This window comes from Psychrobacter sp. FME13, assembly GCF_014861395.1.
Lineage (GTDB): Bacteria > Pseudomonadota > Gammaproteobacteria > Pseudomonadales > Moraxellaceae > Psychrobacter.
The window spans coordinates 1-10474 of sequence record NZ_RRYV01000107.1; the positions used below are offsets into that span (position 1 = coordinate 1).

9 protein-coding genes and 1 pseudogene are annotated in these 10474 nt (G+C 44.2%); 8 read left to right on the forward strand and 2 right to left on the reverse strand.

Going from position 1 to position 10474, the window contains the following annotated elements:
* Positions 1 to 439 precede the first annotated feature (439 nt).
* The 7 genes from EI164_RS11555 to EI164_RS11585 all read left to right on the forward strand — a co-directional run bounded on the left by EI164_RS11555 (position 440) and on the right by EI164_RS11585 (position 7405).
* Positions 440 to 1504, forward strand: a complete 1065-nt coding sequence (locus EI164_RS11555) for an urease accessory protein UreD (protein ID WP_192520110.1) — start codon at positions 440 to 442, stop codon at positions 1502 to 1504.
* A gap of 193 nt (positions 1505 to 1697) precedes the next feature.
* Positions 1698 to 2000 (forward strand): urease subunit gamma, encoded by a 303-nt coding sequence (gene ureA, locus EI164_RS11560; protein ID WP_057761815.1) that lies wholly within the window; start codon positions 1698 to 1700, stop codon positions 1998 to 2000.
* Between the two features lie 45 nt (positions 2001 to 2045).
* The gene (gene ureC, locus EI164_RS11565; RefSeq protein WP_192520111.1) at positions 2046 to 4229 is read left to right on the forward strand and encodes an urease subunit alpha; all 2184 of its coding nucleotides are present in this window, start codon (positions 2046 to 2048) and stop codon (positions 4227 to 4229) included.
* Positions 4230 to 4371: 142 nt separating this feature from the next.
* The gene (gene ureE / locus EI164_RS11570; RefSeq protein WP_192520117.1) at positions 4372 to 4986 is read left to right on the forward strand and encodes an urease accessory protein UreE; all 615 of its coding nucleotides are present in this window, start codon (positions 4372 to 4374) and stop codon (positions 4984 to 4986) included.
* 2 nt (positions 4987 to 4988) lie between these two features.
* Positions 4989 to 5810 (forward strand): urease accessory protein UreF, encoded by an 822-nt coding sequence (locus tag EI164_RS11575; protein WP_192520112.1) that lies wholly within the window; start codon positions 4989 to 4991, stop codon positions 5808 to 5810.
* A 114-nt stretch (positions 5811 to 5924) separates the two neighbouring features.
* On the forward strand, positions 5925 to 6596 hold the full coding sequence (ureG, locus tag EI164_RS11580; protein WP_192520113.1) for an urease accessory protein UreG: 672 nt from the start codon (positions 5925 to 5927) through the stop codon (positions 6594 to 6596).
* A 59-nt stretch (positions 6597 to 6655) separates the two neighbouring features.
* Entirely contained in the window at positions 6656 to 7405 is a 750-nt protein-coding gene (locus EI164_RS11585) for a HupE/UreJ family protein (RefSeq protein WP_192520114.1), read from the forward strand.
* A gap of 163 nt (positions 7406 to 7568) precedes the next feature.
* On the opposite strand, the gene tig is transcribed toward EI164_RS11585, so the two are convergent.
* Both tig and rdgB read right to left on the reverse strand, forming a co-directional pair.
* A complete protein-coding gene (gene tig, locus EI164_RS11590; protein ID WP_192520115.1) occupies positions 7569 to 8912 on the reverse strand; it encodes a trigger factor in 1344 nt (447 codons plus the stop codon).
* Positions 8913 to 9404: 492 nt separating this feature from the next.
* Entirely contained in the window at positions 9405 to 10091 is a 687-nt protein-coding gene (gene rdgB / locus EI164_RS11595) for an RdgB/HAM1 family non-canonical purine NTP pyrophosphatase (protein ID WP_225739254.1), read from the reverse strand.
* A 127-nt stretch (positions 10092 to 10218) separates the two neighbouring features.
* Here rdgB and EI164_RS11600 point away from each other — a divergent pair.
* Positions 10219 to 10474, forward strand: a pseudogene (locus EI164_RS11600) (IS1 family transposase); the annotation flags it as partial.

Below are 10474 nucleotides of genomic sequence, written 5' to 3' on the forward strand. Positions count from 1 at the left end.
GTACTACGCTATGCTTTAGGTTGGCAATATATCTCTGGTTTTGCGTAAGTCCTAAAGGTGCTATATAAGCCATATTTGCATTGGCTCATGTCTAGCGTTGCTTACTGACATTGGAAACGTAAAATACAACCGATAGGGAGGTGGTATTGCTAAAAATTGGTGCATCTATAGTGGTTGTTTGTGCTATTTTGGTGCAGGTAATGGCTTGTGAGAAAGCCAAGCACAGTTAACATAGGCTTGAGCCTTGATGAATAGTGTTGAGTGTTCTAATTAGGAGTAAGTTGGCATAAGGATTGTATGCATAGGATGATATTGTCATTTTTATGAATTGTTATAGCACTGGGTCTATATGATCGCTCTAATGATCGACCTCTCCGTAATACGATGGTGTATGATATTTGACGTTCAACATGGCCTAACGAGTAGATGAGTATATAAAATGAGCTGGGCTTCCTCTTTAGCTTTAGATTTTGACAGCATAAAAAGTAGGCATGTTGCCCAAGATACTGCTGCAACTGCGCCTAAAACGCGGCTATATCGTCGTAAGCATACGGGCGCATTGATGGTACAGCGACCGTTATACCCTGAGCCGTGCATGCAGCAAGGTATTTGTCATATATTGATGTTGTATCCTCCAGCCGGTATCGCCGGTGGTGATACGCTGAATATTGACTTGCGTTTGGATGATGGTAGCCATACGGTTATCACCACACCAGGGGCGGGTAAATGGTATGGCAAAGACAGTATCAGCAAAAAAAATAAAGTTGCAGCCGATCAATCAATCATCGTCGAAAATAGGGCAGTCGACGTGGATATAACCACAGATAACAATGCTACTACACAGCATATGGCTGAACATGCCAGTCAACAGGTACAGGCCAGTTTAGACACAAATACTCGCTTAGAGTGGTTACCACAAGAGAGTATTGTTTATAACGAAGCCAATATGCATGCGACGAGTCGCTTTGATTTAACAGACTCATCTAGCTTACTAACGTGGGAGATTAGCGTGTTTGGGCGGCAAGCTTATGATGAGCAGTTTTTGCAAGGACATTACCATACTGGGCTGAATATTTACCGTAAAGGGCGAGTTATCGTGGCAGAACGAGTGGCTCAATCAGCCCAAAGTCGCTGGTTTACTTCGCATCTAGGACTGGCAGGTCAGCATGTTTATGGGTCGTTTTGGGCGGTACCGAGCTTAAAAGATATCTATGAGAATCCAATCACACAGACATCAAAATCAGAAAAATCAACAGCGACCACACAAGCTGCAGCTAAACAGGCGTTAACCCATTACCTAGACAGCACAGTATTGGCATTACGTCAGGCAATCGCTGAATTTGAGTTGCCTGTCTACTGCACTCATAACTATCAAGCAGTCAATATCCGTTATATTGGCTCGGATGTACGTGGCTGTTTTGAGGCTTTTTATCAGTTAAGAGAAGTGTTGCGTGAGCACTGGTGGCAGCTTGAGTTGTGTCGACCCAGAATTTGGGACACCTGATCTTTTGTTATGTACTTATTATTAGATGCTGTTTGTTAAGTACTATTTATTAAGTACTGTTTGACGTGGTATGAAATTAATATGATATTAATATGATGTGAAAAAGCCACCATCGCTGTTTTGATTAAGGCACTCAAGTTTTGAAGTACGTACTCTGCGACACAGAATATTATAAATACAATAAGGAAACCTCATGCATCTGACTCCGACAGAAAAAGACAAACTCATGCTATTCACGGCCGGTATGGTGGCTGAACGCCGGAAGAACCGTGGTGTTAAGCTGAACTATCCAGAAGCCATCGCTTATATCAGCATGCTACTCATGGAAGGGGCGCGAGATGGTAAAAGAGTCGCTGAGTTGATGAGTGAGGGCGCTACCTATCTGTCTGCTGATGATGTGATGGAGGGTGTGGCAGAGATGGTGGATGAAGTGCAAATCGAGGCAACATTTCCTGATGGCACCAAGCTGGTGACGGTACATAACCCCATCGTATAGCACTGTATCTTACCGAAATGATAATTATAAAATAAGGCGGCTCTCATGCAAGCAGGTGAATATAATATTCAAGATGGCGATATTACGTTGAACCAAGGACGAAAGGTGCAAAGTATCAGCGTCGCCAATACAGGCGATCGACCTATCCAAATTGGCTCGCATTATCACTTTTATGAAGTTAATGACGCTTTGGATTTTGAACGTGAGCGGACGCGTGGTTATCGCTTGAATATTATCTCTGGTACGGCAGTACGCTTTGAGCCTGGACAATCACGAGAAGTGGAGCTGGTGGCCTTTGCTGGTAAGCAGGAAGTATATGGCTTCGCTGGTCGAGTAATGGGTGCAGCTAACTCGGACGCAGCATCGAATAATACAGATAATGAGCGCCCTACAGCGACATCACAAAAGAAAGTGAGTCGGCATATTTATGCTGAGCATTTTGGCCCGACAACAGGCGATAAGGTTCGTTTAGCGGATACAGAGCTTTGGTTGCAAGTTGAGGCTGATTTGACCAGTTATCAGGATGCTGATCCAGTAGGTGCATTACAGGGTAGTGAGCGCTCTAATAAATCTACTGAGATAAAAGGCGAAGAAGTTAAGTTTGGTGGTGGTAAAGTCATTCGTGATGGCATGGGACAAGGGCAATTATTAGGTGCTGACGTCGCGGATACGGTGATTACCAATGCATTGGTCATGGATTATACCGGTATTTATAAAGCAGATGTGGGCATCAAAGACGGTCGTATTAGCGGTATTGGCAAAGCGGGTAACCCTGATATTCAGCCTGGCATTGATATTGCGATTGGTGGTGCGACCGAAATAATCGCTGGTGAAGGAAAAATCCTAACAGCAGGCGGGATTGATAGCCATATTCATTTCATTGCACCGCAGCAGTGCGAGACAGCGCTGATGTCAGGGGTCACTACGATGCTTGGCGGTGGTACAGGGCCTGCACAAGGTACGCTGGCGACTACCTGTACACCAGGTGCTTATCACATCGGCTCGATGCTCAAATCTACTGACAGTATTCCTATGAATATTGGGTTACTAGGTAAAGGTAACGTGAGCGTGCCAGAGCCGATAGCCGAGCAAATCGAAGCTGGTGCTGTGGGGCTAAAGCTACATGAAGATTGGGGTACTACGCCGCAAGCCATCGATAACTGCTTGAGCGTCGCTGACAACTACGATGTGCAAGTAGCGATTCATACGGATACCTTAAATGAAAGTGGTTATCTAGAAAGCACGCTAGGCGCTTTTAAAAACCGCTGTATTCATACCTTTCATACCGAAGGTGCAGGCGGTGGGCACGCCCCTGATATTCTCAAAGCCATTGGTGAGTCGCATGTATTGCCGTCCTCTACCAATCCAACCAGACCATATACCGTCAATACCATTGACGAGCATCTCGATATGCTGATGGTCTGCCATCATCTAAGCCCTGCCATCGCTGAAGACGTGGCGTTTGCAGAAAGCCGTATCCGCCAAGAAACCATCGCCGCTGAAGACATCCTGCATGATTTGGGCGCGATTTCGATGATGAGTAGTGATTCTCAAGCCATGGGCCGAGTAGGTGAAGTGGTCATTCGCACGTGGCAGACCGCGCACAAAATGAAAGTCCAACGCGGTCATCTCGCTCCAGATGCGACGGCAACCACGGAATATGAGAAACAGTACATCACACTGACAGACTATGATCAAAGCGCGGATAACGATAATTTTCGCATCAAGCGTTATATCGCAAAATACACCATAAATCCTGCCATTACCCATGGTATAAGCGATATGGTCGGTTCTATCGAAGTGGGGAAGTGGGCGGATCTAGTATTATGGTCTCCTAAGTTTTTTGGGGTAAAACCCGAGTGCATCATCAAAGGCGGGCTCATCGCTGCTGTTCCGATGGGTGATATCAATGCCTCTATCCCAACACCTCAGCCAGTACATTATCGTCCTATGTTTGCCGCGTATCCAAAATCTATTGCCCAAACTAGCATTACCTTTATGTCGCAAGCGGCTATCGATAAGCAAGTAGATAAGCACCTTGGCTTGACCAAAGTCATTCAGCCAGTACATGGTATCCGTCAAATCCGTAAAAGTGATATGCGCTTTAACAGCTATTGCCCTGAGATGGATATCAACCCTGAGACTTATGAAGTACGCGCTGATGGTGAGCTATTAACTTGTGAGCCTGCCGATGTATTACCCATGGCGCAGCGTTACTTTTTGTTTTAAGTGTTCCTTTATTTGAAGAGCTCTGTTCTTCCAAGCGCCTTGTTCTTCCAAGTACTTTGTTATCCTAAGCATTTTGTGATGCTGATTTTTTAGTGTTTTATGTCCTAACAGTTTGAGCCACAACAGCCAGAGTATAATAATGATGAAGATATTCAATACCCGTTTAAGTGATTTGAGTGACATGCAACAAGCTCAATTAGCAAAGCAGCAGCAAACTGATGACTATCTACTGCTAGACTTTGATACTCGTCAGCATTCTCGTTTTAAGGCCGCTACTGTGTCAGGTGAGAGCGTCGGCGTTGATTTACCGCGGACAGGCACACTCAAAGGTAATGATGTCTTGATTGATGAAGCCGGCGAGTTGATCCAAGTCATCGCTAAACCTCAGGCAGTCACTAAAGTCACCGCTGATGATGTTTTCACCTTAATGAAAGGGGCTTATCATCTAGGCAATCGACATGTGCCACTAATGTTTGACCACAGTGTTGACGCTGGTGACGCAGGCTATGCGTTGTATTTTGAAAACGACCATGTACTGGCGCAAATGTTAGAGCGTCTTGGATTGCAGGTTGCAGAGGCATCAGTACCGTTTGAGCCTGAAACAGGGGCTTATCAATCAGGGCACGGGCATTCGCACAGTCATTCTCATACACATTCAAATAGTGACTTAGATGGTCATGAACATAACCATGAACACGGTCATTCACATAGTCATACGCATGGCACGTCAAATAGCCACGAACATGTAGGTCATTAATGATGGATACGGTTAGGTTTGGTAGTCAACGCAATCACAATCGTCAGCTTGGACAAGTGCTTATGCTGGCATCGAGTAACTTACCTATCGGCAGCTATACGTATTCACAAGGGGTGGAAGCGGCGATTGAGTCAGGTGTGATTCATGATGAACAAAGTACGCTCGAATTCATGCAAGACTATTTGCAGCTTGCTATCTTGGATTACGAGTTACCGATATTAGCATTGATCATGCAAGCCCTTGATAAAGGGCATGAAGCCCTAGCGGCAGCCCTCGCGCAAGACTACCATGCGAGCTTAGAGAGTAAAGAGTTTGTGCTTGAGTCTCAGCAATTGGCACAAGCAATGGTGTCTTGGCTTAATGAAGTGCTGGGCCTAGGTATACCTGCTGAAATACCTGACAATGGTTACTTACCACTTTTTGCTCATATTGCTCAGCATTGGGAATTACCGATAGCTCAATCAATGACAACTTATGGGTTTGCTCAATTAGAAAATATGGTATTGGCAGCGGTAAAGACAGTGCCACTAGGGCAAATGGCAGGACAACGCGTTCTTTGGCAATTACAAAATGATCTGGCGGCGCAGGTTGATGCTGCTAGTGATAACATACAGCGCGTCTTTGATGATGTGATGGCGTCACCAGACAGTATTGATTATCTAGATTTAGAGATAGTCCAAGTTCAGGATATTGTTGAAGATCAAGATGTTGAACAGTTGTGCCAAGAGCTCTATGAGTTACTCAATATATCTAACAACTTACCCAATTTGGCGACTCTCTCAAGTATGCACGAAGAGCAGTACAGTCGATTGTTCCGCTCATAGCTCTATGCTTAGATATGTTCAGTTAGGTCTGTCCAAATTGGTCTGTCTACTTGGATCTACTTACATTGCTCCGATTTTATAATAATTCTATATCAACCGTTTAAGGAACACATTATGTCTTTGACCCCGCTACAACCAAAAACTTCGCAAGGTACCAGTCCTACTAATGTATCGACATCTGGTTTATCTTGCTTACGCCTCGGTATTGGTGGTCCTGTTGGTAGCGGCAAGACGGCATTGACCTTGCGCCTATGCCAAAACATGCGTGATACCGTCAACATGGCAGTAGTGACCAATGATATTTATACCAAAGAAGATTCAGAGTTTTTGACTCGTAATGATGCCATGCCTGCTGAGCGCATTCGCGGTGTAGAAACCGGCGGCTGCCCGCATACTGCTATCCGTGAAGATGCCTCTATCAACCTGACAGCGATTGCTGAGCTGCAAGCGACTTTTGAAGGATTGGAGATGATTATCATTGAATCAGGTGGCGATAATTTGGCGGCGACATTTAGCCCAGAGCTATCAGATTTGACGTTATACGTTATCGATGTGTCGGCAGGTGATAAGATACCTCGCAAAGGTGGACCTGGTATTACTAAGTCTGATTTATTGATTATTAATAAAACGGATCTCGCACCAATGGTAGGTGCATCACTAGAAGTTATGGCGCGTGATGCCAAAAAGATGCGCGGCGACAAACCTTTTATCTTTAGCAATATGAAAACAGGTGAAGGGCTAAATGAGATTATTGCCTTTATCAAAGAGCAGGGCATGCTTGCTTAGTCAGTAGGAGTAGCAGACGAGCTGATATCATTCGACTATAAATAATAAGGAAAAATCACATGATAAAAAGTATAGAAAAATCTAATTTTTCACAAGCTCTATCCTCTCGTAACATAGTGGCTGGCTCCACGGTGATGATGACAGCATTAATATTACCTTCACTAGCACAGGCACACTCAGGTCATATTCATTCAACCACTGCGCATACGTCATCGCTGTTAGGGACTTTGCAAGCGGGGCTGATGCACCCGATAACTGGTTTTGACCATTTGTTTTTGGCAGTTGGCATGGGTATGTTGTTTTATGGACTGAAAAAGACTCGTCTAGGGTTAATGTCATTGGCAGCAGGGTTGTCGTTGGGTGCGATATTGGGTGCGATATTGGGTACGGCTGGCGTTCTGATTGGTGGTATTGCATTTTCCACGTCATCTGGGTGGGTTGAGATGGCTATCTCATTGTCGGTAGTTATACTGGCTATGGTCTTGATGAGTCATAAAAGTAGACAAGAAGCATTTTCTACGCAAACAAGTAAGGCAACTACGCCAAACATTCAGCAGCTGTCGTTGTTTGGCTTTGGTGGTCTAGCTGTCTTTCATGGATTGGCGCATGCAATGGAGATGCCAGCAAATGCTGGTGTGAGTGGTCAGCTAGGGTTTTATGCCGGAATGTTGGTCACGATGCTAGCACTGTACGCAGTTGGTACACTGATTAGTCAGCAGCTACAGCAGCGATTGGGTAGTAGCTTATGGGTACAGCGCGGTCTAGTGTTGCTAGGATTGAGTGCCGTATTTGCACCTGTGTTGGTTTAAGCGTTTTTGGCGCTACAAATAAGGTGTCTGTAGACTCGATAGTTATGATTGACATTAGCTATCGAGCCCTATAAAAAATGCGCCCCTGATCAAAAGATCAGGGGCGCATTTTGGTTTTGATAACCGACTATAGCCTATCTAAAAAGACAGCTTGTCGTATCAATTACATGCCTTGCTGCTGTTGTTGCTGAGCGGCTAGCAAGTCTTGGTAGCTAACTTCTTTGTCAGTTACTTTGCCTTGACCGATCAGATAGTCAACGACTTGGTCTTCTAGTACGACAGACTCAATGTTCGCGCGCTGCTGCTTATCATTGGTGTAGTACTCGATGACTTCAGCTGGATCTTCGTAGTTTTCAGCGGCTTCTTTGATGAAGGTTTCAACACGCTCTTGATCTACTTCTAGGCCTTTAGTATCGATAACACGGGCAACGATGATGCCAAGACGGGCAGCACGTAGCGCTTGCTCTTCAAATAGCTCATTTGGTAGCATGTCTTTATCGAAGCTGTCAGCGTTAGCGCCGAACTGCTGAGAAAAACGTTGCATCATCATGTTGCGTTGACGCTCGATTTCTTGCTCTAGCATAGCGTTTGGCACGTCAAACTCGTTCTTTTCTAGCAATGCGTCAAATGTTGCTTGCTTAACTTGGCTACGCGCAGCGTTTTTGATTTCGCGTTCCATGTTTTTGCGTACGTCTTCTTTCAACTTCTCAACGCCGCCTTCTTTTACGCCGAATAGTTCTAGGAACTCTTCATTGATTTCAGGTAGCTTAGATCTTTCAACTAATTTCACGTTGATTTTGAACTGGGCTTCTTTACCCGCTAAGTTTTCAGCTTGGTAGTCTTCTGGGAAAGTTACGTCGATGATTTTTTCTTCGCCAGCTTTCATGCCTTTGATACCAGCTTCAAAACCAGGAATCATTTGGTTGCTACCGATGACCAGTTTGAAGTCTTCAGCTGATCCGCCTTCGAATTTTTCGCCGTCGATTGAACCTTCAAAGTCGAAAGTGACTTGGTTGTCTTTCGCAGCCATGCCCTTTTTCTCAACGAATTCTTCACGTTGCTTTTGTAGGTTTTCGATCATAGTGTCAACGTCTTCTTCACTAACTTGTGCAGTGTGACGCTCAACTTCAATCTCATCGATACCTTGTACGTCAACTTCTGGGAAGATTTCAACAGTGGCTTGATATACCAAGAAATCATCTTCAAGTTTTACGTCGTCGATGTTAGGCATGCCAACAGCGCGGATGTCTTCAGATTTAATCGCTTCAAATACAGTATCGCGGATCACATCGTTGATAACTTCTTGTTGAATGCCAGCACCGTACTGAGAGCGGATGTGTGACATAGGGACGTTACCTTTACGGAAACCGTCAATCTTGGCAGTTTTCGCAACTTGGCGAATACGGCCTTCAACTTTGTTTTGAATTTTTTCAACGGGTACTTTAACCGTGAGCTGGGTTTCTTTATTAGATAGCTTGTTGGTTGTGACTTGTAAATCTGTAGCCATGTTCATTACACCTTTAGGATTAAATAGTACTTAGAGTTAAACAGTACTTGGAGTTAAATGGTAATAGACAACTGCGCCTCAAAATATGGCTGAGGATACAATTGCCGTTGGAATAAATAGGGGATAGTGGTAGTCAACAGCTTTACAATGAGTGATTATAGCAATCGCCTTTAGCACTCAACGGGACTGACATATAAAACTGTTTATCTTAGTAAATGCTACCAATTATCAATAATAAACCGTTAATGCAGCGCATAATAACGCTTATTGGTGAATTATACAGCCAAATAACGGATTTCAACAAAATTTTAAAAGTAGAACAGTATAATCTATCTGATTATTAAAGTAAAAATTATCTGTTTTGCTACTCGTTCACTTAAAATTTACTATGTCATCTGTTTCGCTTTAGGTACTATTTATATGTTTATGCGAGTTATACATTTATGCTGAGGCATGCTAGATATAAACGAGAGCGAATATGACAAAAACAGGTTATAAAGGCAACTGTGCTAATAGCTGCTGGATTGCCTGACCACGATGACTGATGCTATTTTTATCAGCAGCGCTCAGACTGGCCGCACTGGCTTGCAAATCAGGTAACCAAAATAATGGGTCGTATCCGAAGCCGCCGTCACCATATAGAGAATCCAAGATTTCGCCATGCCATAGACCTTGAGCGATGATCGGTAATGGGTCATCGGCATGGCGAACCATTGCCAGTACGCATACAAACATACCTTTGATCGGAGTATTTGGCTTCGCTGTACGGATAGGCTGTAAGCCAGCGATGAGCTTAGCATTGTTTTTACTATCGTTACCGTGTTCACCAGCATAGCGAGCAGAGTAGATGCCCGGTGCGTTACCGAGTACAGGCACACACAATCCTGAATCATCGGCAATGGCAGGTAATCCGCTGAGACGGCTGGCATGTCTTGCTTTAATAATGGCGTTTTCGACGAAGCTTAGTCCGTCCTCGATTGCATCTTCGATATCGAGTTGACCTTGTGGAATGATCGTCACGTCTAGATTTGCTTCAGCAAACAGTCTTTTGAACTCAGCCAACTTGCCTTTATTATTACTGGCGAGTACCCATTGGGCAGCTAGGTTTTGATTGGTGCTATTTTCGCTGGTACTGTTTTCTTTAGTGCTGATAGTAGAGTGAGAGAATGTATCTTTCATAATGTTTATCCGATTGGTAGTGTGAACAAATCAACGATACTAATAAAAAATTAGGGTGGTGTGTCAGAAAGTATGCTGAAGAAATAAAGGAGGGTGACAGCCAAAGCAAGATGATATATTTGAGGTTATGAAGACACAAATAGATATCAGCTGCCCCGACTGTCACAGTCCCAGTTTTTCGATACACGGCATAAAAAGCTATGGCAAGCAGAACTACCAATGCAAGGACTGCAAACGTCAATTCATTGGTGACCATGCCTTAACTTATAAGGGCTGTCACTCTAAAATAGAAGACATCATACGGCTAATGACGGTGAGAGGTTGCGGTGTTAGAGACATAGCTATTATAGCCTCAGTCAGTATCGGTAAAGTATTGGGCACCA

Excerpts from the sequence above, each read along its gene's own strand:
- EI164_RS11555 (WP_192520110.1), top strand. The coding sequence starts at position 440 with ATGAGCTGGGCTTCCTCTTTAGCTTTAGATTTTGACAGCATAAAAAGT.
- ureA (WP_057761815.1), top strand. The coding sequence starts at position 1,698 with ATGCATCTGACTCCGACAGAAAAAGACAAACTCATGCTATTCACGGCC.
- ureC (WP_192520111.1), top strand. The coding sequence starts at position 2,046 with ATGCAAGCAGGTGAATATAATATTCAAGATGGCGATATTACGTTGAAC.
- ureE (WP_192520117.1), top strand. The coding sequence starts at position 4,372 with ATGAAGATATTCAATACCCGTTTAAGTGATTTGAGTGACATGCAACAA.
- EI164_RS11575 (WP_192520112.1), top strand. The coding sequence starts at position 4,989 with ATGGATACGGTTAGGTTTGGTAGTCAACGCAATCACAATCGTCAGCTT.
- ureG (WP_192520113.1), top strand. The coding sequence starts at position 5,925 with ATGTCTTTGACCCCGCTACAACCAAAAACTTCGCAAGGTACCAGTCCT.
- EI164_RS11585 (WP_192520114.1), top strand. The coding sequence starts at position 6,656 with ATGATAAAAAGTATAGAAAAATCTAATTTTTCACAAGCTCTATCCTCT.
- tig (WP_192520115.1), bottom strand. The coding sequence starts at position 8,912 with ATGGCTACAGATTTACAAGTCACAACCAACAAGCTATCTAATAAAGAA.
- rdgB (WP_225739254.1), bottom strand. The coding sequence starts at position 10,091 with ATGAAAGATACATTCTCTCACTCTACTATCAGCACTAAAGAAAACAGT.